20 protein-coding genes are annotated in these 26,450 nt (G+C 37.2%); 13 read left to right on the top strand and 7 right to left on the bottom strand.

Annotated elements, in window-relative coordinates; translation table 11 throughout:
- Positions 1-25: 25 nt before the first annotated feature.
- The 4 genes from QM524_RS18715 to QM524_RS18700 all read left to right on the top strand — a co-directional run bounded on the left by QM524_RS18715 (position 26) and on the right by QM524_RS18700 (position 4,028).
- On the top strand, positions 26-862 hold the full coding sequence (locus QM524_RS18715; RefSeq protein WP_283345746.1) for a heme/hemin ABC transporter substrate-binding protein: 837 nt from the start codon (positions 26-28) through the stop codon (positions 860-862).
- A 4-nt stretch (positions 863-866) separates the two neighbouring features.
- Positions 867-1,952, top strand: a complete 1,086-nt coding sequence (locus QM524_RS18710) for a FecCD family ABC transporter permease (protein WP_283345745.1) — start codon at positions 867-869, stop codon at positions 1,950-1,952.
- Positions 1,953-2,172: 220 nt separating this feature from the next.
- On the top strand, positions 2,173-3,018 hold the full coding sequence (locus QM524_RS18705) for a heme ABC transporter ATP-binding protein (protein WP_283345744.1): 846 nt from the start codon (positions 2,173-2,175) through the stop codon (positions 3,016-3,018).
- The gene (locus tag QM524_RS18700; protein WP_283345743.1) at positions 3,006-4,028 is read left to right on the top strand and encodes a hemin-degrading factor; all 1,023 of its coding nucleotides are present in this window, start codon (positions 3,006-3,008) and stop codon (positions 4,026-4,028) included. The genes QM524_RS18705 and QM524_RS18700 overlap by 13 nt, the downstream gene beginning before the upstream one ends.
- A 68-nt stretch (positions 4,029-4,096) precedes the next feature.
- Here the strand turns inward: QM524_RS18700 and QM524_RS18695 are convergent, their stop codons facing one another.
- Positions 4,097-4,543 carry a molybdopterin-binding protein gene (locus tag QM524_RS18695; RefSeq protein ID WP_283345742.1) on the bottom strand — a complete coding sequence of 149 codons (447 nt, stop codon included), beginning with the start codon at positions 4,541-4,543 and terminating at the stop codon, positions 4,097-4,099.
- A complete protein-coding gene (locus tag QM524_RS18690) occupies positions 4,540-5,631 on the bottom strand; it encodes a cytochrome-c peroxidase (RefSeq protein ID WP_283345741.1) in 1,092 nt (363 codons plus the stop codon). The genes QM524_RS18695 and QM524_RS18690 overlap by 4 nt, the downstream gene beginning before the upstream one ends.
- Before the next feature lie 124 nt (positions 5,632-5,755).
- Between QM524_RS18690 and QM524_RS18685 the strand changes: the two genes are divergently transcribed.
- Both QM524_RS18685 and QM524_RS18680 read left to right on the top strand, forming a co-directional pair.
- Complete coding sequence (locus tag QM524_RS18685) at positions 5,756-6,292, top strand: hypothetical protein (protein WP_283345740.1); 537 nt, start codon at positions 5,756-5,758, stop codon at positions 6,290-6,292.
- Positions 6,293-6,514: 222 nt separating this feature from the next.
- A complete protein-coding gene (locus QM524_RS18680) occupies positions 6,515-8,701 on the top strand; it encodes a TonB-dependent receptor family protein (RefSeq protein ID WP_283345739.1) in 2,187 nt (728 codons plus the stop codon).
- Positions 8,702-8,937: 236 nt separating this feature from the next.
- Here the strand turns inward: QM524_RS18680 and QM524_RS18675 are convergent, their stop codons facing one another.
- From QM524_RS18675 to QM524_RS18660, 4 genes are all read right to left on the bottom strand, one after another.
- Positions 8,938-10,020: a PepSY-associated TM helix domain-containing protein gene (locus QM524_RS18675; protein WP_283345738.1), complete on the bottom strand. Its 1,083-nt coding sequence runs from the start codon at positions 10,018-10,020 to the stop codon at positions 8,938-8,940.
- Between the two features lie 57 nt (positions 10,021-10,077).
- Positions 10,078-11,571, bottom strand: a complete 1,494-nt coding sequence (locus QM524_RS18670; RefSeq protein ID WP_283345737.1) for a PepSY domain-containing protein — start codon at positions 11,569-11,571, stop codon at positions 10,078-10,080.
- 113 nt (positions 11,572-11,684) lie between these two features.
- The gene (locus tag QM524_RS18665; protein ID WP_388047554.1) at positions 11,685-14,033 is read right to left on the bottom strand and encodes a TonB-dependent receptor; all 2,349 of its coding nucleotides are present in this window, start codon (positions 14,031-14,033) and stop codon (positions 11,685-11,687) included.
- A gap of 384 nt (positions 14,034-14,417) precedes the next feature.
- A complete protein-coding gene (locus QM524_RS18660) occupies positions 14,418-14,816 on the bottom strand; it encodes a hypothetical protein (protein WP_283345736.1) in 399 nt (132 codons plus the stop codon).
- A gap of 160 nt (positions 14,817-14,976) precedes the next feature.
- Here QM524_RS18660 and QM524_RS18655 point away from each other — a divergent pair, with 160 nt between their 5' ends.
- Positions 14,977-15,450, top strand: a complete 474-nt coding sequence (locus QM524_RS18655; protein WP_283345735.1) for a hypothetical protein — start codon at positions 14,977-14,979, stop codon at positions 15,448-15,450.
- A gap of 164 nt (positions 15,451-15,614) precedes the next feature.
- Here QM524_RS18655 and QM524_RS18650 read toward each other — a convergent pair whose 3' ends face one another.
- Positions 15,615-18,899 (bottom strand): glycoside hydrolase family 2 TIM barrel-domain containing protein, encoded by a 3,285-nt coding sequence (locus tag QM524_RS18650; RefSeq protein WP_283345734.1) that lies wholly within the window; start codon positions 18,897-18,899, stop codon positions 15,615-15,617.
- A 395-nt stretch (positions 18,900-19,294) separates the two neighbouring features.
- On the opposite strand from QM524_RS18650, the gene QM524_RS18645 reads away from it, so the two are divergent.
- The 6 genes from QM524_RS18645 to QM524_RS18620 all read left to right on the top strand — a co-directional run bounded on the left by QM524_RS18645 (position 19,295) and on the right by QM524_RS18620 (position 26,412).
- Entirely contained in the window at positions 19,295-22,624 is a 3,330-nt protein-coding gene (locus tag QM524_RS18645) for a PAS domain S-box protein (protein WP_283345733.1), read from the top strand.
- Positions 22,625-22,639: 15 nt separating this feature from the next.
- On the top strand, positions 22,640-23,077 hold the full coding sequence (locus QM524_RS18640) for a response regulator (RefSeq protein WP_283345732.1): 438 nt from the start codon (positions 22,640-22,642) through the stop codon (positions 23,075-23,077).
- Entirely contained in the window at positions 23,070-24,095 is a 1,026-nt protein-coding gene (locus tag QM524_RS18635; RefSeq protein ID WP_283345731.1) for a PAS domain S-box protein, read from the top strand. The genes QM524_RS18640 and QM524_RS18635 overlap by 8 nt, the downstream gene beginning before the upstream one ends.
- 319 nt (positions 24,096-24,414) lie before the next feature.
- The gene (locus tag QM524_RS18630) at positions 24,415-24,648 is read left to right on the top strand and encodes a hypothetical protein (RefSeq protein WP_283345730.1); all 234 of its coding nucleotides are present in this window, start codon (positions 24,415-24,417) and stop codon (positions 24,646-24,648) included.
- 103 nt (positions 24,649-24,751) lie between these two features.
- Positions 24,752-25,552, top strand: a complete 801-nt coding sequence (locus QM524_RS18625) for a HipA family kinase (RefSeq protein WP_283345729.1) — start codon at positions 24,752-24,754, stop codon at positions 25,550-25,552.
- Positions 25,549-26,412 carry a DUF3037 domain-containing protein gene (locus tag QM524_RS18620; RefSeq protein ID WP_283345728.1) on the top strand — a complete coding sequence of 288 codons (864 nt, stop codon included), beginning with the start codon at positions 25,549-25,551 and terminating at the stop codon, positions 26,410-26,412. Before QM524_RS18625 ends, QM524_RS18620 begins: the two co-directional genes overlap by 4 nt.
- Positions 26,413-26,450: the final 38 nt, after the last annotated feature.

Genomic DNA, 26,450 nt, shown 5'->3' with positions numbered 1-26,450 from the left:
AAATAACACTCACTTATTATTAGTTATGAAAAAACTCATTTTAGGATATTTATTGCTTTGCAATATTTCTCTTTTCGCACAAACAAAAACACCGAGAATCGTCTCTATCAGTGGCGCTGTTACAGAGATATTGGTTGGTTTAGGTTTACAAAATCAAATTGTTGGCACGGATGTAACCTCCAACTATCCAGCCTCAATCGAGAAACTCCCAAAGGTTGGGCACAACCGCGGTATAGGTGCAGAAGCAACTTTGGCATTACAACCTACCATTGTGATTGGAACGAAGGATGAAAAAGGAACTTCCTTTTTGAAACCAGAGGTAGAATCGCAATTCAATTCGGCAGGGGTAAAAGTGCAAATGTTTACTCAAACCTATACCGTAGAAGGCACTAAAAAACTGATTGATGAAGTAGCGTCATACTTTGGAAAAAAGGTAGAGGCACAACGTTTAAAACAGCAGATTGATATTGCGCTGAAACAAGTCAAAAAGCTCAAATCCTCGCCCAAAGTCTTGTTTATTTATGCACGAGGCATGGGAGCACTGTCAGTAGCAGGTAATGGTACTTCGGTAAAAAGTTTGATAGAATTGGCAGGAGCGCAAAATGCAGTTAATGATTTTGAGAACTTCAAACCACTCACTCCTGAGGCACTAATAGCAGCAAATCCAGATTATATCCTGCTATTTGATTCGGGTTTGGAAAGCATAGATGGCACAGCGGGATTATTAAAAATTCCTGGTGTAGCACAAACTAATGCAGGAAAGAAAAAGCAGTTTATCACCATGGACGGAGCCTTGTTAACGGGTTTTGGACCTAGAGTGGGCTTAGCAGTGTTGGAACTGAATAAAAAAATTAACCTTTAAATCTATGAATAATTCGGCTGAAATGCGGTTTGTAGAGACGATATTGACAAGAAAAAAAAGCTCTTTTACCAAAAATGGACTTATTCTTCTTGGTCTGACATTGGTACTTATCACCGCTGGTTTGTGGGCAGCAGGCTTGGGTGCAGTATCAATATCATTCCGTGATGTTTGTTATATTTTGGGTCAAAAGCTAGGACTTGTCAGTGGTGCTGTCAACGACCAAGCCAGTGTAATCCTTACGGTAATTCGCTTGCCTAGAGTATTGATGGGGATTCTAATAGGAGCAGTATTGGGCATGACAGGAGCTTCCATTCAAGGTCTTTTTCGGAATCCATTGGCTGACCCAGGTCTGATTGGTATTTCGTCGGGCGCTTCGCTATTTGCGGTATCAATGATTGTGTTAGAACTTCATTGGTTGAGTGAATGGCAAATGCTGGGATTGTTTGGTATGTCTATCATGTCATTTATGGGTGCTTGTTTGACGGCTTTTGGAGTATATCAATTATCCAAAGTCGAAGGAAAAGCGTCCGTTTCCAATATGCTTTTAGCAGGAATTGCCATCAATGCTCTATGCGGAGCAATTACAGGCTTGTTGACGTATCTTGCCAACGACGCTCAGTTAAGAAGTATTCAGTTTTGGGGATTAGGAAGTTTGGGTGGTGCTACTTGGGAAACACTTCAAGTAGGAGCTATAGGATGTTTTTTGCCATTGGTGGCTATTCCAAGATTAGGGAAATCGCTCAACGCCTTTGCTTTGGGCGAAGGTCAAGCGCAACATTTAGGCATCAACGCCAAGCGTTTGAAGGTTCAACTTATCTTATTGACAACCTTGGGGGTTGGTATTTCTGTAGCGCTTTGTGGTACAATTGGGTTTGTGGGTTTGGTAATTCCACATATTACCCGAATGCTTGTGGGCTCCGACCATCGAATAGTGTTGCCTGCGTCGGCGTTGATGGGAGCCATTTTATTGACTTTGGCAGATTTGATTTCAAGAACGATTGTTGCTCCTGCTGAGTTGCCTATTGGTATCGTCACCGCCATTGTTGGAACACCAAGTTTTATAGCAATACTTATCAAAAATCGTCGATAGGTGAATTTGAGTTATTGGTATATCAGTTATTGGAATACAAATGTAATCAGCTTAATATCGTCAATGTATGTCATCGGAATAAGTATTCATGCAGTAGTAGATTGTTTAGGCAACAGGCACAAGGCAAAGAGTGTTAAAATGCTTTTAATAATCACAGCCATGCTTTTTCCCAAAGCCCTCTGCCGAAAGCCGAAACCTGATTGCCCAAACCCTTTTTATCATGATTGAAGTTCAAAATATCAATTATAGCATTAACAAAAGACAACTCTTGAGTCAGGTGAGCTTTGATTTTCCTAGTGGAAAACTCTTGGCAATCATGGGTGCTAATGGCGCTGGAAAATCTACTTTACTGAAAGTATTGAGTAAAGAATTGCCATGTCGAGAGGGTAAAGTTAGACTGGCACATCGTAACCTAAATACCTATCGCTCGGATGAACTAGCCCAGATAAGAGCGGTATTAGCACAGCAAAATACCCTAGCATTTGAATTCAAAGTGGATGATTTGGTAATGATGGGTCGATACCCGCATTTTACTTCTCGGCCCAACGCCCAAGACCGAGCTATTGTAGAATACTGTTTAGACCAAACAGGTATCGCCCATCTTGCCAGTCGTATTGTACATACTTTATCGGGCGGCGAGCAACAACGTGTGTATTTGGCAAAAGTCATGGTGCAGTTGCTCGATTACGAATCACTATTTGATAAAAATTATAGGTCAGATCAACCCAAATATCTGTTTTTGGACGAGCCTGTAACAGGGTTAGATTTATTTCATCAACAACAATTATTGACAACAGTAAAAGAGTTAACTCAAAGAGGTTTCTGTGTGGTCGCGATTCTTCACGATTTGAATTTGGCAATGCAGTTTGCCGATTCGGTACTATTACTCAAAAAAGGGAAAATCGTGGATTACGGCGTCACACAAAAGGTTTTACAACCCGATTCCATTCATGAAACCTTTGGGATTCAAGTAAAATTATTTCAGGATAGCCAATTGGATTATCCCTTTATTATTCCATTTCAAGAAAATATTTATCATAAAACAGCAAGGATATGTCAAGTATAACCCTTTCTCTCAAAGAGATATATCAAAATTTTCAAAACGAAAATCCTAAAGTTAGAATAAGAGACGCCGCCAAGCAATTGGGCGTTTCTGAGGCAGAATTACTGGCGACCTCAATTGGCGAAGGCGTGGTACGACTGAGTGGTGATTTTAGAGAGTTGATGAAACAAATTCCTTCGTTGGGATACGTAATGGCGCTGACTCGTAACGAAAGCTGTGTGCACGAACGCAAAGGAAAATATGAAAAGGTCTCATTCAATAACCACGTTGGTTTGGTACTAGGCGAAGATATCGACCTACGTTTGTTTATGAGTCATTGGAAATTTGGTTTTGCCGTTGACGCTCAGAATAAAAGTCTTCAGTTTTTTGATGAAAACGGCAATGCAGTCCACAAAATATTCTTGCAAGAAAGCAGCAATATTGAGGCATTTCAAAATATTGTTTCAGCATTTCGCGATAATGAACAGTCATCAATATTGGAGGTGATTCCTGAAGTTGAATTTGTGGCTCCATCCGCCAATCCTGATTTAGATGTTGAGGCCTTTCAGGAAGCTTGGTTAAAATTAGAAGATACCCATCAGTTTTTCCCCTTATTACAAAAATTTGGGGTAAATCGTCAGCAAGCTTTGGCCTATGCACCAGAAGGATATGCACAAAAAGTTTCGGTGGAGCAAGTAAAACAGGTGCTAGAAGAAGTATCAAGTACCAATACCGAAATTATGATTTTTGTGGCTAGCAAAGGCTGTATTCAAATTCATACAGGCTTGGTTCAAAAACTGGTAGCTATGGGTCCATGGTTCAACGTTTTGGATCCACAATTCAACCTACATTTACGTGAAGACCATATTGCTGAGGCATGGCTTGTGAAGAAACCAACCAACGACGGAATAGTTACAAGTTTGGAGCTTTTTGATGAAAACTTCCAACAAATTGCCTTAATTTTTGGTAAAAGAAAACCTGGCAAACCAGAATTAGAAGCTTGGCGAGTGGCCTTGGAGAAATTTATAAACTAATGATTGATTTTGTAGAATCGGTACCGATTATGGTACCGATTTCTTTTTGAGTAAAAAAAGGAGTAGAACTATTTAGCGAATTTTATCTCTAGAGAAGCCAATTCTCGAATCCATCTGGCTCGGCGTTTTTCTTTTGGAACAATCAATCTAAAAGTCCCATCATTCGGAGCTATCAAGACAGGAGAATCTGTATATTCTGGGTCAAATTCTGTCAGGGCAAAAACCACTTCATAGCCATCAGAGGCTTTGGCAACGACGTATTTTGACAAACTTTCACCTCGTAATTGATTACCTAAGGTAACACCAGCGGCTTTGAATAGCTCATAAACACCTACGGCGTTATAAGTTTTGCTTTGGTCTTTGTCTTTTACTTCAAAATTAGCTGAAGGATATTTACTCAACGCTTGTGCATCGAGGTTGATTTCTTGCTGTACTTCTCCGAAGATTCTTAACTTTTGGGCAGAAATAGAGAAGGAGAGTAGTAATGCAAATAATAAAACTAATGATTTTTTCATGGTTGGTTAATTTTATGAGGATTCGCAAAAGCGGGATTTTGAATAAAACTTGAGTCGGTAAGTGTATGTAAAAAAGCAATCAGGTCTTGCTTTTCCTGAACTGTTAACGCAAGATTTTTCCCATTCTTTTCGTTCGAGTTATTTTTTAAAAAAGGACTTAAATTCGGAACACTTTCGATATGCTCGTTGTAATGATCAAGAACCTCTTCAAGCGTTTTAAATCTGCCATCGTGCATATAGGGTGCTGTGAGGGCATTATTCCTCAAAGTTGGAGCTCTGAACCTAGCCTTATCAATGGTGTTTTGTGTAATTTCAAAACGCCCCAAATCTCTTTCATCAATCGGAAGCCCATTATTATGGAATAATTCAATATAGGTTTTGGCGCCACCGTGGCACTGAACGCAGCCAGCACCACGAACGCCATTTTCTGGTTGAGGTAAGCTTGAAAAAAGTTTTAATCCATTAGATTCTTGATGGTTAAGTGATATTGTCCCTGCTAAATATTGGTCATATTTGGCATTGGCTGAAATGAGGGTTCTTTCAAATTGAGCAATAGATTTTGTAATGAGTTCGGGTGTAATCTTTTTTGTATGGAAAACCTCCCAAAATAGTGCTGGATACACCTTAGTCTTTTCAAGCTTTTGGCATGAGACAGCTAGACTTTGAGCCATTTCATCAGGATGCGTAAGTGGTCCCATGGCTTGTTCTTCTAAGTTTGATGCTCTACCATCCCAAAACAATTGCCGAACCCAAAGCAAATTGGCGAGTGACATACTATTGCGTTTGGTGGTTTTTCCACTTACACCAATACTCAATCTCTTTCCATCGGTAAATGCTAGCCTTTGTTGATGACAGCTAGCGCATGATATTTTATTGTTTGCCGATAACAGCGGTTCATAAAAAAGCATTCGACCTAGATAAACCACTTCTCTTCGCATCTGATTGTCGGTTGGAATGGTGTATCTGCTACCAAAGTTTTTGGGGTATTCTAAAACGTATGCTCCTTGAGGGATAGATTCCTTAAGTGCAGAAGCCATCGTTAATACAAGGATACCGATACAGATTATAGCCCGAGCCTTTCTTTTCATTAAATTCGTTATATTTGTACAAATATAACGAAAGGTTTTAATTTTGTTTTAAATGAGTTTATGATTTGAATCATTGGCTAGCTAAGGATTAAATGTTATTTTTGTTAAAATTTCTATAAAAATATTGAGAGCACTCACAAGCATATTTTTGTTGGTATTATTACTAAATTCTATTTTTAGTAAAAGTATTGCTTTGTTGATAGTTCATGACGCGCCACAAATTGAACAAGAAGATGTTGTTTCTGAGCGAATAGAAGTTGGTATGCCAATGATTTTGCCTTATACTTTTGACTTTCATAATAGGGTAGAAGGAAGAGCATTGGTAGAACACGATGGAAAGTTTTATAGTGTTGTGGAAAAAATCTATCGAAATGATAGTTTGATAACAGTGTTGCAACTCAATGAAAAAGCTACGCAAAAAATCAAACAAATAGCGCAAGAAGTTAAATCAGAAAGTGGGCAAATACCAGCCTCAGGGCCAATCCAAAAAGCATTAGAACTCTGTAAAAATTTATTGGTAGAATATTTGCCAAGTATTACCTACCCCACTGTCTCGTTGTCTATAAGTGTTTCTTATATTAAGCTAAAAAAGACCTTTTATTATACTACTTCATATCATTTTTCCTATTATTTAAGACTTCTCAAACCTCCGTGTTTTTAGTTATACTTATAATTAATTTGTATTTTTAATATATGAATCATGTTAGTTTTATTATATATAAATCTTATAATTAAGGTTTTATATAAGATATTTTCAGTATTTATAGGTTAATTAAAATACAAAATAATTAATATAAAATTTTGTTTAATTTTCAACTCATCTATTGAGTTGAGAGTTATGCTTTTATCCAATAAGTGAACTATTACATTTTGACGAGAAGAAATGAATTTAACATATTCTATAACTACATTATTATTAACTGTTTGGTCTCTAAAAACCAATGCTCAAACCGCTGATTCCACTAAATCCAAAGAGTTACAAACCATTACAGTAGAAGGCAAAAGTCTTCACGAGGATATAAGTCGCCTGTCAGGTATTACAGGTACGTATATTATGGAAGGTAAGAAAAGCGAAGTGCTGAAAGTATCTCAATTGAACGCCAGTATTACCGACAAAACGGGTCGTCAGATATTCGCTAAAGTCCCTGGTGTATTTGTGTACGACATGGATGGAACGGGCAATCAGGTTAATATTTCGACTCGCGGACTCGACCCACATAGAGGTTGGGAGTTTAATATTCGCAAAGATGGAGTCATTACCAACTCAGATATGTATGCTTATCCTGCCAGTCATTACAGTGTACCTATGGAAAGCGTAGAACGTATTGAACTGGTTCGCGGAACAGGTGCTTTGCAATATGGAGCACAGTTTGGCGGGATGCTCAACTATGTCAGTAAGCAAGCTAGTGAACATAAAGCGATTGAATTGGAAGCTATTTCGACGGCGGGTTCTTATAATCTATTGAGCAATTATGTATCGATGGGCGGAACACTCAAAAAGTGGAAATATTATACCTATTTTCTACAAAAGTCAAGAGACGGATACCGTGATTATGAGCATACCAATATGAATGCTCAAGGCGCTGTGGTGCAGTTTGCACCGAATGAAAAATGGAATTTTAGATTAGAATGGGCACGTTCGAGCTATTTATACCGTATCCCAGGGCCATTAACAGACGCAATGTTTGCTACTGATCCGACTCAAGCAACACGTACCCGCAACTACTTTAGCCCGACAATCAATGTACCATCGTTTAGAGCAACTTATCGTTTGGGTGCTAATACAACGGTAGAGTTTACTTCTTCGGCAGTTATCGGAACTAGAAATAGTGTGATGTTTGATAAACTAGCGACCATACAGGATACACTAAACCGTGCGACTCTACAATACGCTAATCGTCAGGTAGATATTGACCGTTTTAATAGTTTTACCAATGAGTTGCGTGTCTTGAGTCATTACAAAATAGGTCATATGGAAAGTAATTTGGCAAGTGGTGTGCAGGTAATGACCAACGATTTGCATCGTACACAATTGGGTAAGGGTACAACTGGCGATGACTATGACTTGACCTTAGTAGACCCTGTTTGGGGCAGAGATTTACATTTTGCTACCAACAATATCGCCATTTATGCAGAGAATAGCTTTTATGTTATGAACAATCTGAAAGTCAATGCAGGGGCACGGGTTGAAATGGGAGAGAGTCGTATGAGTGGAACGATTAGCTATTATCCTGAAAATAAAATTCCTGTATCCATCAAGCATCAATATCCTTTGTTGGGAGCGAGCTTTAGCTACAAGCCGAGCTTAATAGGAGAAATTTACGGCGGTTTTTCTCAAATGTACAGACCTATGATTTTCAAGGATTTAGTGCCAAGTTCTATTTATGAAAAAGTAGACCAAAATATAAAGGATGCCAAAGGATACAACCTTGAATTAGGCTATAGAGGTCGAAAAGGCTTTTTGAGATGGGATGTGACAGGATTTTTGTTAAGATATGATAATCGTTTTGGTACTTTGGGCATTACTGATGAGACAGGTACATTTATTACTTATCGAACTAATATTGGAAATTCGGAAACAAAAGGCTTAGAGATTTTCATTCAAGGAGATTGGAATTTGAGTAAAAAATCGTCTCTATCAATCTTCACTTCGACTTCATTCATGGATGGAAAATATGTTTCAGGTGAAGTCAAAACGGGTAATGCGAATATTTCTGTGGTAGGCAATAAGATTGAGAGTGTTCCTGCAGTAATTACACGCAATGGGCTTACTGTCAACATCGGTGCGATTAGTTCAACACTTTTGTATAGCTACACTTCTGAAACATTCGCAGATGCGCTCAATACACGTACCCCAAATGCAAGTGGTGCTATTGGCTTGGTTCCTTCCTATGGTATTCTGGATTTGAATGCAGCTTTGAGACTAAGCGACATGATTCAGTTGAAACTGAATATCAACAATATTACAAACGAGCATTATTTTACTAAAAGACCGCTATTCTATCCTGGTCCAGGCATTTGGCCTTCGGACGGGCGTAATATGCAATTGTCCTTGACGATTAAGATTTAGCGAGTTGTGATTGAGAGGATGAGGTATCATTCTAAAATATAGTATCAAAAAGGGGTTAGAAAAAAGTTTTCTAACCCCTTTTTGATTAAACGCCAGTAAATGATTACAATTTCAGTGTTTTTATTCCGAATAGGGTCGCACCCTATTCGGAAATGTTTAGAGACTTGTTCTGAAAAATACTTAAATTCAGAATGACCTATATTTAGACGAAAGCATTGCGTCTCTACGGATAATCATCATTTTTTCACTTTTCTCCACCACAACAAAAACCCTGTAATTGACAATAGGGCAGGGCTGAGTCCTAAAATAACATAAAGTATTTTGAGTAAAATACCTCCGTAGTTTCCCACATGAAGTGGATAAAACAGGGCTTCGACTTTGTCCCAAAATGCCATTTCTTCAAATCGTCCCATACTGCTGAACGCTCCTGTTTGAGCGTCAAATTTGACAAAATTCCCTCCTGCAAACAAGGCGTTTTGCCCCGCGATATTTCCTCTAACATTGAATTTCTTTTCGGGTTGTGTTGGGAAATACACATAATTCGGTACTAAATCTGGCATTTTTAGTCGGGCTTCATGATACATTTTGTCGATTGAAGCTTTTGCAAGTGCATTGGGAGAAGCTAATTCTTTTTCTACTGCCCACTTGTCTGTTTCAAAAGCAAATAAATTCATCCAAAAGCCTGTGAAAAAAACCACTATATTGAAAAGTAACGCCCAAACCCCGACAATTCTGTGTAAGTCTGAGGAGATGGTACGCCAGTTTTTGGTTTTGATTTGCACTTTGAAAGTAAGTACTTTCCGAATAAATTTTCGGTAAACAATCAATCCCGTAATTATCGAAATGAGCATACAAATCCCCATAATGGCTGTTAGCGCCGCGCCAGGCATTCCTAAATGGAAAGAGAAATGGAATTGAAATAGCCAATCCATCAACCCTGTCACAAAAGTGTCACTTCGCCCTGTTCGGATGATTTGTCCTGTGTATTGGTTGATATTCAAGCCACCCAAATCATATGTCATTAGTTTGGCATCGTTGAGATATAAACGAAACTTGTATGACTCATCAGGAGCCGCCACAGGGTTTATCCATGAGGCACCATCTAATCGAGGATATTCTTTGACAATCACATGATATAGAGTATCTAATGAAAGAGGTTTTCCTGTAGGAACTACCTTTGTAGTGGTATGGTCTAGGATGTGTTCTAGTTCATCTTTGAAGACTAATATTGAGCCACTTACCCCTAGGAGTAATAAGAATATTCCTGTTACTAAGCCAAACCATTTGTGAACACTGTAAATATTTCGATAAATACGCATGATTGTTGATGTTCCTAAAAATCGGCTATCAGTTATCTGATAGCCGATAAATGAAAATTATTTAGTTTTGATAAAAATGGCAAGACCAAAAATACTTACCACCAATACCCCAAAGGCTGCGAAAGTCATAACTCCGTCTCTGATATCTTTTCCTAGGCTTTCTAAACCATTGTATTTATGCAAGAAAGCAAACGAAAATCCCTCACGACGGTCAGCATCGGTCACTTTGGCTGCTAAACGATTGGTGGCAGGTTCAATGTAATAAGTAGTATGCTCTGGCGTGTTGTATGCCAATTTAACAACAGGTAATCTTTTATTGACAAAGCCGTATTCTCCCGCAAATTTAGTGATGATTTTAACCTCCTTTAAATCTGTTTCACTTACTGACAAAGACGATTTGTTGTCCATCATTTCACAACATTCTTCTCCACCTTTTGCCTCACGATTTGAAAATTGATTGGCAAGATATTCAGCATAGACTTTATAACCATCCTTTAACGGTTTGTGCTCATTTACTGTAAGATATTCGAAGCTCGTTTCTTTAGTCTCCCAGTTCTTTTTGATGAGTTGCCAATAAAGTTGTTCATTCATTTTTACCAAAGAGATATTGCTAACGCCTTTTAGATTCACCAATGAATCTTGGGCTATGGCTTGAGTTTGAATGACTGGTTCGCTAATATATTTTAGTCTTTCATCAGGGGTAAATTTCCTTGTTGCATGATAGATTCCTGAAAAGGCGAAAGTAAAAGTGACAAAACTTGTCCAAAGTCCGATAGAACGGTGATATTTTTTAAAACCACTTACTTGATTTTCTTTTTTCGCAGGTTTGAATTTTCCCCACATAAAGCCATAAATCACTAGTCCTCCGATGGCTGAGGCAATGATGATTGTTAAAAAAATCATCATCACAATGATTCGAATGGTATTGTTACTTATAGCATTCAGAAAATCCCAGTTGTGGAAAATATCGAAGATTTTGATAAAAACTTTTCTTTTAGCATCGTTAAAAACGATAAAGCGACTTTGTTCTGTTTCTACATAAAGATCCATTTTGTCTGGTCTATCAAAGGATACTTTGTAAGCAGGTAAAATTCGGTTTACGTAAGGGTATTCTTCGGTAAACTCTGTAAGTTTTTCTATGCTTGTAATTTTACTTGTAGAGTCTGCCAACATAAAACGAGCAATTTGCTCAGCAAATAATACATCACCATTTAGTAAAGGTTTTCCGTATAATGTGTTGAAATACTGCAAGTTACCTTTGATGTCTTTAACTTGATAATAACTTTGTTTGCCAAACTTAGCAAAACGAATATTTTTGAATGAAGTGATTTGGTTTTGTGTTAAAACTTGTCCAGCGCTTAATTTGACATCAGTTTTCTTTACTGTTTCCGCTTTATAAAATTCATTGGCAATTTTGGTTTTAAACCAATGGGACATAAATGGGTGCATTACGCCTGAAGCTGTCCAAAATATCGTTGGCACTAGCGCAATAATTCCTATAATACGATGCCAACGATACATATTTCGTTGAACCCATTTTTTGAACCCCATCTTTTGACTTTTTGTGTTTTTATCCTCAATATCCATAGTTGCTGATTGTGATACTTTTAAGATGAAAAGAGTTTGGTTACAGCATATCAAGCTGCAACCAAACTCTTTATGAATTATTTTCCGATAAAACTGTATTGAATTCCCATCACAAAAGTGCGTGGTGCAGCAGGAGTGAAGGTGGTACGGTCTGTAGAAGCGTTACCTCTTGTAGCATTTGTGGCATAAAGTGCGTCTGTGGCGTTCATGATATTAGTAAATACCTCAAAGCCTTTCCAACGATAACCAACACGGAAGTTGACTAAATCATATCCACCGTAAGTCACTGTATTGATTTGGTTTTGATACCATTGTCCAACATGTTGCCATTCTAAAGCTGTTCTTAAGCCCTTAAACCATGTAGGATAGTAGCTCACTTCGGTGTTCCACATCCAGCGAGGAGCTGAAGGCATATCTTTGCCATTTACATCTTTGATGGCATCTGTAGACTTTTGACTCAACGTAAATTCGATAAAGCGGTGTACCGAGTAAGTACCACCACCACGAATAGATAATTCTTGGCTTGGGCGGTAGGTGATACCCAATTCTATTCCTTTGTGTTCAGTTTTACCTGCTGCCTGATAGTCTGTAGAGTTGTCGGGTTGGCGAATACTCAACAATTCGTTACGACCGTCCATTTGGTAAATCGATGCGTCGACATATACTTTATTTTTAAACAACGAAGCCCAACCACCAATTTCAGTATTGGTAAATGTGGCAGGTATCAAGTTATAATAGAACAAATCGCCGTTTGCGGCAGGGGTTGGTCTTTTACGGAAAATAGCTGTCAACCCAGAAGGAGCAAAGCCTTGTGAGTAGTTGAAATAAACACCCTTGCTGTTGCCAAGATCATAAGTTAATCCCAATTTTGGCGTTACGTTGGTGTAGGTTTTTCCACCTCCAATATCTAAGCCAGTGGTTTTATCAATGTCCAAATTGTTTACGTAATCAAAAGTCATATTGTCATAACGTAAACCTGCTGATACATGCAATTTTTGGATTGGTTCAAAATCATATTGTAAGTAAGCAGCTGTATTATAGATTTTTGCGTTATAATCTGCAATTTTAATATCTGGACGCTCCTTTGTAATGGTATATTTCTCTACTGATTTTCCATCAGCTCTTAATTTCGCCGCCAAGTCTATTTGATACGACCAATAATCATTAGGAGAATAGTCGATACTTGCTCCTGCGATTAGTTTTGAGTTAAGAAAATCAAACTTTTGAGTGTGTTGTGTAATCAAACCCAAACTTCTAAAATTGTTTGAGTTGATTTCTCCTCTTGCGGTAGTCGCCCCCGAAGTCCAACGAATACCGTAGCTTGGATTTTGACCATGTTCATTATCTCTTGCAAAAACGGTTACATAGGTTTGTGAACCTTTTACCCAATCCTTTTCAAATGTTAATCTTGTACGTAAAGAGTACGCCTTACGATACGTAAAATCCGTGGTACTAACATATTGACGATTATAGAACGCTACGCTGTCGACACTACCACTTGTTTGTGAGTTGTATTTGGCATACGATAAGGTATAAATCAAGCGAGCTTTTGGATTGATTTGGTATTCCAAACGAGCATATTGTGCATTTTTAGTATAGTCAGAGCTTGTCATCCAAGAATTAGTTTGGTCTGATAATAATCCTCCTACATATACACCTAGTTTACCGATTGTTGCGCCAGCACCGTATTGTACTCGACGGAAACCCCATTGGTCAAATTGAATACCAGCGCGTGCAGTAGGTACTGCCGTAGGTCTTTGAGAAATAAAGTTTACAGCTCCACCAACAGCTTCAGGTCCATAAATAGATGATACGGGACCTTTTACCACTTCGATTGAGCTTACCGTAAATTGGTTCATTTCCAACAAAGAGTTGTGATTGAACACACCCATTGGACGAATAGGAACGCCATCTTCCATATACAAATAATAGGCGTTGGTAGTCATAGGCTGGCGAATCGACATGGAGTGTTGTTCATTACCTAAGTTTACCATCAAAACACCTGGCGTTTTGTTGACCACTTCATAAATAGCCGTCGGTTTAGCCTCTTCTATTTGCTTTGGTGTTAATTTACTAATGGCAATCGGAGCTTCAGTTCGTAAACCTGCCTCACGGTTTGCGGTTACTATAACTTGTTGTAAATCATGGGTTTCTTGCTCTAATGAAACTGAAATAGTCTTTTGATTAGCCGTGGAAATCGTTGTTTTTTTATAACCAACAAAAGAAATAGTGATGCTTGCTGGCGTGTTTTTTAGACTAAACAGACCTTGTTGATTTGTAACTGCACCAACACCATTAGCTTCAATATTGGCACCTATTAGAGGCTCATGAGTAACACTGTCAAATACTTTCCCTGTGATCTGGGCATTAGAGATGAATGCGATTGTGCTCAATAGCATAACCGACAGGATACGTAAAAAATACATAATAATGTTTTAACTTTAAAATTGGAAAAAAGTACTAGAGGCACAACGACGCCTTTTTGCTGGCATTACAGCAAGGCAACGAGAGGTCTCAGTATGAAAATGGAAAGTTTAATCAGGTAGGATTTTATCTTACCTGATTTTTATTTGGAGAAATCAATAGCACGAGGGGCATATTTTTCCGAAAACAGATACCGTTTATTTCGGATATAGGAAGTTAGATTTCGGAAGTGTAATCTTTTACATTTCTTAAAAAATAAAGGTATTTAACCTTCTTTCCGAAATCCGCAATCCCAAATCTGAAATAGCAGAAAATCCTTCATACAGTACTATTACTCCATAGATTGATGCTATGCAGTACTATCGAAAACCCAAGAAAATGAGGAATTAAGCCACAGTTGGTGGTTTAAGGAGAAAATGGAAATAGATAGAAGAGTAATTATTGTTGTAGATAGGAAAAGAGCATTTCTTTTTTATCTCAATAATATCATTTTCTAGTACTAAATCATGATTAATGGAAGGTACAATACAAGGAATTTCAAGGAGAATTCTGGCAAAAGCCATTCCTTTTTCTGAAGTTTCTTTTTGGTCGGCTGCCGCTACTCGTTTAGCCAAATAACATTTACCATTACAGTGTAAATCCGGTCTAAAGCGATTCTCACAAAGATTTTGGACAATATAGTCCTTACGAAGATTATAATCAACATATACCAATGGCACGGCCATCATCCTGATAAACAGAAGGATAGCTAGTAGCAATGCCGCTATGTTGTATTTTTTCTTCAAAATTTTGGTCTAAATTTTCTGGACAAAGATAAGCCAGCATTTTTAATCTAGCAAATGGATATACTGATATATCTGGGAAGAAACCCTGATTCTTATTAGTTATGTTCAATATTTTTCTTAGAAATTTGTACTTTATTAAGAGATTTAAGACTTTATAAATATGCTTTATTCGTTTTTATTAGCTTTTCATTCGTTTTGGAGATGGGTTGTTTTGCTTACGTTGGTGTTGAGTATCGGTAGAGCTTTTTTGGGTAAAAAAGGACATAGATCGTTTTCTAAAAAAGACCAACAACTAAGCTTATTAACTTTGATTTCGGCACATATTCAACTAACTGTTGGCGTACTATTGTATTCTATTAGCCCGATTGTAAGTTATTTCTGGAATAATTTTGGAAAGGCAGTTCACGAGCGACAAATTCGCTTTTTCGGAATGGAGCATATTACTGTTATGATTTCAGCAGTTGTAGTCTTGACGATTGGTTTTTCGAAAGTCAAAAAGCAAAAGGGAGACTATGAGAAGTTTAGTTCCATGTTCTTTTGGTTTGGAATAGCACTTTTACTGATTCTAAGCTCGATACCATGGTCATTTTCTCCGCTGACCAGCCGACCCAACTTTCGAGATTTTTCGTGGTAGGAGATAGGATTGATAAGGCAAAACTTGCATCAATATTAATTGAATACTAAAAATTGCGAGATTATCCGATAATCTCGCAATTTTTAGTATTTGTCCACAGGGAATGATACTAGTTCAAGACTTAGTCTTGGACTTATTTTTTACAGTTTGTTAAAGCGTTTGCTCTAAAAAACTAACTTCCTTTTGACATTCGTGATATTTTCTTTACCCAAAGTCATTGGTTTCAAATAGAAAGAGTAGGTATAATCCTTTGCAGGAATCTGATGCTGTTCCAGAGGAGCAGCCACCTCGCTCCATGAATCGTTGCCACCTACACCCATTTGCACAAGGTCTATATTAAGCGTAATATAGCCTGCATCTTGCAGTTTGTAGGTATGTTTGGCGTTTTGAATATTGGCCTCAGTATAAGGCCAAGCGCTCATGCTGAGTAAGCTATCGGCTGCTACCAACAGACCTGTTTGTTGTTTATTGCCCAAAAACATCCAGCGAACATCGGTACGATTACCATTTTCTTGCGGTACTACATAGTTTTCCATAAACTCCTGAATAGCCTGTGAATAGATACCCACATCCATTCCTTGGCGTTTATCGGTGTAGTTTTCCATCGGACCACGACCAAACCAAGTAATTTGCTCAAACTCACGACGAATTCCCATTTGCATACCAACTTTAGGTAGATTGGGAAGTTTGAATTTTGGTGAAAAATGATAAGTTACTTTTACAACTCCTTGAGGATTAATGAGATATTGGATTGTGACATTCGCGCTATCGCCCACTAGGCTATAATTGGTCTTAACCAAAACACCTTTATCCGATTGTTCGGTTTTTACTTCTTTTACCTTTAATTGAACATTATACCATTCTTTCATTTTGCGTTGTGGTTTCCAACCACGACGGTCATTGTCGGTTAACGGACGAGAGAAATGGGGGAGGAGCGGGGCGAAAATTTGCTCTTTTCCATTCAACAAATACGAGCTTAAAGCACCAGATTCTTTTGAAAAACTAAGTTTAAAGTTTTTATCAGAAACAATAACCTTTTTTTGCTCATCGTCTACTTTTAAAGAAGATTTTAACGAAATAGTTTCTTTAATATTTGCCTTAATTTCCAATTGATTACTAGCAATAACAAAACCTTTCTCAGCCCAAGGCTGAGTTTCTGGCAATAAGAATGAGATTTGAATATGATATTCTGAATTAGGTTTTAATACAGGTAAATACGAAGCTATATTCAGTTGTGTGGAAGCTCCTGCCTCCAGATTTAACTTTGGTAATGCTAAAGTTTTTATCAAACTACCTTCTTCAAAAACTTGCAATTGCATATCATAATATGAGGCATTGCGATGAGCATGACGATTGAGAATTTGAATTTGTTTTCCTTCCAAATTACGCCATGTAACTTCTATACCTTGAAAAATTCGTTTGGCTTCAAACATGGCAGACTTTGGACTTCCATCGGCGTTTACTACGCCTTTTATGGTAAAATTATCAAAGTATTTTTCTCCAAAATCGCCGCCATAGGCATAATAAGGCTTACCTAAAGAATCTGTTTTTACTAATCCTTGGTCTTTAAATTCCCAAATACAACCCCCAATTACGCGTGGAGTTTTACGGAAAATATCCCAAAACTCTTTCAAATTACCTGCACTATTTCCCATGGCGTGGGCATATTCACAAAAGAAAATCGGGCGTGTATCACCATTAGGTTGATTTACCAAAAGCTCTGGCGTATAGATGCTAGGGTACATGCGACTGACCATGTCTACGTAATACTGGTCGAGAGGGTTTTGAGTTCGATGCGAGTGGTCGTTGGGTTTGAGATAACGTGGGTCTTTAGGATCCATATAGCCCTCCAATTTGGGACTTCCCATGGCTGGCTCATAATGTACTGGGCGAGTAATATCAAAATCATGCAACCAGGCCGCCATGGCTGCATGGTTTGGTCCACGACCCGCTTCGTTTCCTAAACTCCAAAAGATAATAGAAGGGTGATTTTTGTCACGCATCGCCATACGATTGCTACGTTCCAAATAAGCGCTTGTCCAAGCGGGGTCATTGCTGAGTTTGCCACCCAAACCATGTGTTTCGAGATTGGCTTCGTCAATGACAAAAATGCCATATTCGTCACAAAGTTCATATAGATAAGGATCGCTAGGATAATGACTAGCACGGATACAATTGAAATTGAATTTCTTAATGGTCTGTATATCAGCTAGTATATCTTCTCTCGACAAAGCTTTTCCTTTGGTCGGATGATGGTCTGGACGGTTTACGCCATACAGATAAGTCTCACGTCCGTTAATTAAAAGCTTACTGTTTTTGGGAGAAAAATCAATGGAACGAAAACCAACTTTGCAACTTTTTGCTTCCAAAACCGCTCCTGAGCTATCTTCTAGCGACATTACCAAAGTATAGAGATAAGGGTCTTCGTCGCTCCATAAATGAGGTTGGTTGACTTTACTTTCCAATATCCCAAATTTGGCATTATCCAAACGTGGATATACTTCATTGACAATACTTTCGACAGTACAAGAAAGTGGATCTGTCCAAACTGGTGCATTCTTTTTATCATAAAGTTGTCCTTTGATAAGCGTCTTTTTCGAAATAGGTTTTCCTGTAAAATTATCAATACGAGGACGAAGACTAAAAAGAGCTTCTTGGGAGTCTTTCCCTAATTTGGTTTGATAAAAGAAATCGGCAATACGAAGGCTTGGTTCGGCGTGTAAAAAAACTTCACGATGAATACCACTCATACGCCATTGGTCTTGATCTTCCAAAAAAGAGCCATTGCTCCAGCGTATTACCCAAACTGAAATAATATTTTCTCCTTCTTTCAAATAGGGCGTAATATTGAACTCAGAAGACAGAAAAGAATCCTCGGCATATCCTACAAATTGACCATTGAGCCATACTTTATAAGCCGAACTTACCCCTCCAAAATGTAGATTGATTGTTTGCCCTTTCCAAGAAGCAGGAACAGTAAAACTTCGCTGGTAACAGCCTACACCATTATAGTCTTTTGGCACAAAAGGTGGGTTGACAGGACGAAAAGGATATACAGCACTTTTATAAATAGGCTTGTCATAACCTTGCATTTCCCAAGAAGAAGGTACTGGTATTTTTTTCCAACCTTGTACTTTTTGCTGGTAAAAGTTCTGTGGTTCGTCGCCAGGTTTTAGGGCAAATGCAAAATCCCAGTCTCCATTGAGCGACATATAGCGTCCGCTCTGCTCACGAGGCTTTTGGATGGCATCTTCGACGGACGCATAGGAATAGGCGGTAGCCCTTGAAGGCTCTCTATTGATACCACTAACTGATGGATCTTCATAGGGTTGTGTTTGATAAACCGTAGGGACTACGGGTATAGGAGCGGGAGTTTTATCAACTAGTTGAGCCAAAGATACAAACGGTACAAACGCCAATGCCAGTCGAAAAAAGGTAAAATATTTCATGAAAATAGAATTAGATTCAAGACTAAAAATCTTTTCACTGTTTCTCAAAGAATATAATTTGATATACAAGCAGTGAAAGAAAATCAAAATTAATTCTAATACTCCTTTAAAAAGTTCTATATTTTTACAATAGATTGTATGATATTATCAGAGTTGAGGAACCTTTACGAAGGTTTGGGAGAATAGAGGGCTAAATTGATACATTAATTCCATCGACAAAACTAAAGCGGTATAAATTTTAGAAAATTTTCTGTCAAAAATCATTTTTAAAGTAGGTAATATATTCTATTTTGCTTTAGTAGAACGAGAATTTGCCTAAGTATACTCAATAATAAATTACCAACCTCACTCACTTTGAGGTTGATTCATATTGTTTATACTAAAATCAACAGAGTATGTTGGATATAATAAAGCATATTTCAAAGCCCTATCTTCTGTTTACAATTGAGCAAAATAACTTTGTGGTTACTGAGCTCAATACAGCTTATTTGAACTACTCAGGAGTATTGACAAAAACACAAGTATATGGTCATTCTTTTGAGGAGTTAGAGGCTCTTTTTGTACAAAATGAAGTGTATTTCAGGGAGTCTTTGCTTTCATTGAAAGAGGTATTAGCTACAAGCGCTACCGATACAGTATACATAAGTTTGAATAATACCGAGGTTGAAGTTCAAAATACGTACTTCCGAGAAAATGGTATTCAATACATCCTCCATATTATTACGATTGCCGAGAAAAGCAGTATATATCTTCCTGAGCTTTTTGAGACGGTAGTAGCTCATACTACCGATACGATTCTTATCATGGATACCTTCAAAGAAGGCGCCGAACCTAAAATTTTATTTGCTAATAAGGCGTTTTGTGACCTTGTAGGATATTCTTTGAGCGAAATTCTGGGCAATAGCCCTATGATGTTTACTGGAGCAGAAACAGATCGTGAGCAAATTGATCGTTTACGTACCTCATCGGAGAACCATCAGCCAATACAACTGTCACTGTTAAATTATAAAAAATCTGGTGAAAAGTTTTGGTTAAATATTTCTGTAACACCAATTTATGACAAAGCAGGTAATTTGATTCAATGGCTGTCAATAGGACGTGATATTACAATTTATAAAAATGAAGAACGGAGAAAAGCATTTAAAGAAAAAGTTCGAACCTTATTTAGACAACCCCAAAATCTCAATTTTATCCTTTCAGAACTGAGTTTTTTGATTACTAGTGAACTAGGTTTGAAAAATGTCGAGATATGGCTCAATAGTTTTAATCATGATATAATACGTTTTGGAAATCAACAAAACTTTGTCTTTGAGGATGTTACGGAAGGTTCGGAATTTGTTATGAAGGTTTTTGCTTCAGAGCATCACTCTGGCGAAATCGTGGAGCTACCTGATAAGAAAGTTGTAGGTATTATGATGCAAGCACCCAAAGGGCTTTGGGGAGTACTCACCCTAGAAGTGCCAATAGGTTTGCTTTCAGATATCGAGTTAGATTGGTTCAAAAATTTGGGCACGCTACTCATAAATGAAATAGAGCAAAAACAAGTGGCAGAGGAGTTAAAACAAATTTTCGATTTTGCACCTGATATAATTTGCATACTTGGCTTAGATGAATATTTCAAAACTGTAAATCCTGCATTTTGCGAATTGTTGGGTTACACAGAAAAAGAGTTGTTGAGTAAAAAATTCTATGAATTTATTTATCCAGGAGACCAAAAGCCTACCCTAAATGCCTTCAAATTAGAAAAGGATTTTTCGAAAGTCTATCCTTTTGAAAATCGTTATGTGACCAAATCAGGCGAAATTTTGAGCATTGCTTGGCGTTCGACTATGCGCATGGATGGAAAACATTTATTGGCGATTGGTCGCGATATTACCGAGGAGTTGAAGCTGCAACAATTGCTACATCGCACCAATTTATTGTCCAAAATCGTGAGTTGGGAAATCAATCTTCAAACACATAGTATCTATGTATCAGATGTGATTCATGAAGTATTTGGCTACACACAAGAGGATTTTAAACTCAGTACAATTGAGGCTTTGGTTGAGGTTTATAAAGAGGGAGAACATCGTAAAAGAGCATTATTCTATATCAATAGAGCTATCCAAACAGGTGAAAATTGGGATGAGGAATTTATCATTCTATTACCTAATGGCACCGAACGATGGGTTAGGGTAATTGGTGAAACGGCTTTTGTCGATGGCAAATGTGAACGAGTATATGGCAGTGTCCAAGACATCAATAATAGAAAAATCAATGAATTAGCGCTTCAGGAGGTGATTCTTCAGAAAAACGAAATCCTCGAAACAACAGGAGATACCTTTATAATGCTCAACCAAGAATGGGTCGTGACTTATTGGAATGCACAGGCTACCAAACTCACAGGGATTTCGAAAGAGCAAATCGTTGGAAAAGTGATATGGGAGGTGTTTACCGAAAGTATTGAAACTGAGATTTTTAGCAACCTAGAGTACTCTCGCAAAAATCTGACACCTGTAACCTTTGAATCATTCTATGAGCCAATCGGTAAATGGGTAGAAATTCGATGTTTCCCTACGGAGGATATTATGAGCGTTTATGCTCGTGATATTACGGTGCAAAAAATAACTCATCAACAGCTTAAAGAAGAAAGAAACTTGCTTCGGACGTTAATAGATAATTTGCCTGAGACCGTTTATTTTAAAGATACCGAAGCCCGAAAAGTTATTAGCAATCGAGTTGACTATTTATTCTTGGGAGCTCAAAATGAACAAGAGGTTTTGGGGAAAACTGATTTGGAATTATTTGATAATGAGCTAGGTAAAATCGGGTATGAACATGATATTCATATTCTACAAACTGGTGAGCCTTTGCTAAACTATGGGCAATTACATCAAACCTCAGGGAAACCTGATTTGTGGTTAGAGTCGACCAAAGTGCCCGTTAAGAATGAAAAAGGTGATATTATGGGTGTTTTAGGGATTGGGCGCGATATTACGATTCAAAAGCAACAAGAATTAGAACTAAAAAAACTTAATCTTGAGCTAGAAGAATACATCAAACAACTGGAGTTGTCTAATACCGAATTAGAACAATTTGCGTATGTGGCTTCGCACGATTTGCAAGAACCACTTCGAATGATTACCAATTTCCTTTCTCAAATCGAGCACAAATACGAGTCAGTTCTCGACGAGCGAGGGAAGCAATATATTTGGTATGCAGTCGATGGAGCTAAACGAATGCGACAGATTATCTTGGATTTACTGGACTTTTCGAGAATAGGGCGAATAGAAGAAAAAAAACAGCTGGTTGACATCAGTGAAGTGCTAAATCATACCCGAAATATGCTCCATCAAGAAATTGTACAAAGTAAGGCCCATATTAAGGTTAGTCAGATGCCTGTTATTTTTTCGAGCAAATTACGTATCGAACAAATCTTTCAGAATTTGATTAGTAATGCACTTAAATACCGAAAACCCGATATAAATCCTGTGATAGAAATAGAAGCAAACGAAACACTTACACATTGGATTTTTTCGGTGAAAGACAATGGCATAGGTATTGAAGAAGAATATTTTCAAACCATTTTTGTCATTTTTCAACGCCTACATACCCGTGATGAATACGCTGGCACAGGTATTGGTTTGGCTATTGTCAAAAAAATCGTTGAGATGCTGGGCGGAAAAGTCTGGGTTGAATCTATTGAACACCAAGGTAGTACCTTTTATTTTTCTATAAAAAAATAATACACATACAACACTATGAAAAAAGGACATATCTTATTAGTCGAAGATAATGAAGGAGACATTCTTCTTACTCAAGAAGCCTTCGAACATTCATCCCTTGTCGATAAATTGAGCGTTGTTCGAAACGGAAAAGAGGCTATGGATTTTTTAACCAAAAAAGGAAAATATGCCCATGAAGCTCCACCTGATTTTGTCTTGTTGGATGTTAATATTCCCAAGAAAAATGGGCATGAAGTTTTACGGTTTATCAAAAACACTGAAAACATCAAGCATATTCCTGTGGTGATGTTTACCACGTCATCGACACCCAAAGATATTAGTATGGCTTACGAAAATCATGCTAACTGCTATATTACGAAGCCTGTAGATGTAAAGTCATTTCAAACTACAGTGAGTCAAATCGAAAAATTTTGGTTATCTCTCGTTCAACTATCTCCTAATAACTATGCATAGAGACGCATTTCCATATAACATATTGGTCATAGAAGATAACATGGGCGATTTTATCTTGATCAATGATTATTTGTTTGAGATGATACGTGAACCCCAAATTACGCATTGTCAAACCTTTAAACAGGCGCAATCCGTGTTGCAAAAGCCTGAAGAAAAGTTTGATATGATTTTGCTTGATTTATATCTTCCAGATAAAAATGGGCAAAGCTTAATTGACGCTGTTTTGCAGATTTCTCAAGATGCTCCAGTGATTATTTTGTCTGGTAACTCTGATTTAAGCTTTAGTATAAAATCTATTTCTTCTGGGGTAGACGATTACTTAATTAAAGATGACTTGAGACCAACAACACTTTATAAAAGTATAGTTTATTGTATTGAAAGAAGGAAAAAAAGACAAGAGCTTCTTGAATCAGAGCAGCGCTACAATGAGCTATTTGACTTTAGTCCGCAGCCTATGTGGGTTTTTGATTTGGAAACACTTGAGTTTATGGATGTCAATTTGGCTGCCATCAAACATTATGGTTATAATCGCTCAGAATTTTTGTCAATGAAAATATCAGATATTCGTCCTGTCGAAGAAATTCCAGTTTTGCTAGAAGAAGTAAAAGATGTACGTGTCGTAAACCCATATTTTGCAATAGGAGTATATAAACATTTAAAAAAGAATGGTGAAATTATCTTAGTAGAAATTCGAGCAAACCCTATTATGTACAAAGGTCGAAAAGCTCGTGTTGTACTTGCCAATGATATTACTGAGAAAATCAAATATATCGAGTCAATAGAAATACAAAACAAGAATTTAAGCGAAATAGCATGGATTCAGTCGCATTTGGTACGAGCGCCTTTAGCGCGTATTATGGGAATTATTCAGATGTTTGAACACAATAAAAAAATGTCAGAACCTGAAAAGCAAATGTTTTTTGAGCACATCATCACTTCTGCACATGAACTGGACGAATTAATTATGGAAATAAGCCAGAAAGCATATTTAGCCAAAACAAAGTTTGCGGAAGAGTAGGGTTTGTATAAAAGACTAGGTAAACATGAGTCACCTCTATTTAGTGAATTGAGATTGAGTGAATGAGTGATTATTTTTAATATGAATTTTACCTTTAGAGACGTAATGCTTTGCGTCCTAAGCTGAGTCAATCATAGCATAGTAGCATCAAAAAAGCGGTCGAAAAACAATTTTCGACCGCTTTTTTGATGAATAGTTTAACCATAAGTCTAATTCCAACATTCGGTAAGACGTATGTTTTATGCAATTTATTTCATAAAACCTTAAAAATAAGACTACTTTGTAGTGTTATTATCCAAATTACTATTATATAAACTGTATGAAGATTAAGAGTAAACTTTCGCAAGGGTGTACTATACCCTTACTATTTCTTCTGTTGTCCCATTTTTCATTTTCTCAAGTACAAGATAGTACGCTGGCAAAACCTCAAAGTTTCTTTTCGGGCAATATCGTAGCAAAAATTGAATGTTTAACGGTTCAAGTAAGTGCTTTAGAAGCTGAAAACAAAGCCCAACAAGTCGAGTTTGAGTGTTTGATATTGGCAGTATTATGAGACTCACTCAGTTACACTGTTTGGAAACCATGCAAGTAGCTTAAATACTTTTCATAAAATACTTGTATATTTATTCCCAAATTTATATAACGCATTTATCAGCTTGTTACCAATCTACGAAGCCATATCTTATGATAGTCGAATCACAAAAGGGGGAAGAACACGCCCAATTATTGTGACAATTAAGAATGAAGAAGGAAAATTAAAGCAATTCGTTGTGAAGCTTTATAATAAAAGAGAAGTTCATGAGAATCTAACGGTTGCTCGTGATGTCCTTACCGTTGCATTAGCTGACGAGTTTGATTTATTATCGCCGTTCCCTGCTTATATTAGTTTTACAAATGACTTTTTACAAACACTACCGAGTGAGCTGCAAGCCGAGATAAAAGAAAAGGAAGCTTATTTAAACTTTGGTTGTGAGTATATATCAGGGGTTATAAATTTTGGTGCAAATATCCCTAAAAAAACCTTAGAGGGGCTAACAGGAATTGATACAGTATTTGCCTTTGATAATTTGGTCAGAAATTTTGATAGAAGATATAATGAAAAAACTAACTTACTATTAGATAATCATGATATTTATTTGATTGACCACGAGTTTTGTTTAGATATTGATTTAAACCATATTGAAGATTTAGAAACAATGAAATGGAACTATTTTTACCAAAATCATGTGTTTTATCCCTTTTTATCAAGCCATAGTAAACAAACTATATCAAACTATTTCTATGACTTCGAGGAATTATTGAAACGCTTGAACGTTAATAAGTTAAATACCTATGTCAATCAATTAGAGGACCTTGATTTTCCTGTACCTGATATTGAAATATTAAAACGCTATTTAGAATATACAAAGAAAAATAGTTATAAATTTGTGACCCTTTTGAAAGGAATACTCCAATGAATAATAATATTTTCACATATAGCCTCCTACAATACGTGCATTCAGCTTCGTCAGGAGAAGCCTTGAATGTGGGTATTTTGTTCATTTTTCCAGAGCAAAGGAAAGTAGTTTTTCATGCTCCTACCAAACTTTCAAGGCTATCTCATGCTTATCAAAACTTTTCAGAATGGTTGGTAAAAGCACATTTGAAAGGCATTAAGCGAAAGACCCAAGAGGTGAGTAAAGATTGGGTTTTATTTGCAGACGACTTATTAAGTGACCAACGAGCTTTTATTGCTCGTGAGTTTTTACTGGAAGATGCCACAGCTTTACAGTTTAGTGAATTACGAGTAGGAGTACTCTACACAGAAAACATAGGAGAACTAGCGCAATCATACTATGATTTGTATTTTGGTGATTATGAAGAAATAATACCCAAAGAAAATCAACGTAACGAAAAGTATATTAGCCAAAAGCTCTATAAAAGTATCATTGCTAAAAGTAAAGACGTTGAGCAATATTTGAAAAAAGATGTTGTAATTAAGTCGCCCGATTTGACACTCAAATTTGAATATGCTTGGCAAAACCACCAAGAGCATTTGGTAAAACCTTTGTCCTTAGATTTAGCGACAGAAGAGGGTATTCAAGAAAAGGCTGCCCGTAACTATGGATATTTGACTCTAATGAATCAAACTGCCCAAGAAAATAACTATACTTTCGATATTCTGGTCAGTCGGCCCACAGAAAGAAGACTTTACCCTTCTTACGATAAGGGTTTGAGAGTTTTGGAGTCTGTACCTACTTCAAAGAAAATCATTGAAGAAAATCATATAGATGACTATTCTGATGAAATTGTTCAGCAGATTGTTCTGATTAGATAGCAAAGTAAAGCCCCAAGTATGAGACAATACTTGGGGCT

It is taken from the genome of Flectobacillus roseus (assembly GCF_030056595.1).
GTDB classification, from domain to species: Bacteria; Bacteroidota; Bacteroidia; order Cytophagales; family Spirosomataceae; genus Flectobacillus; species Flectobacillus roseus.
This window is presented reverse-complemented; position numbering and strand designations above follow the sequence as displayed.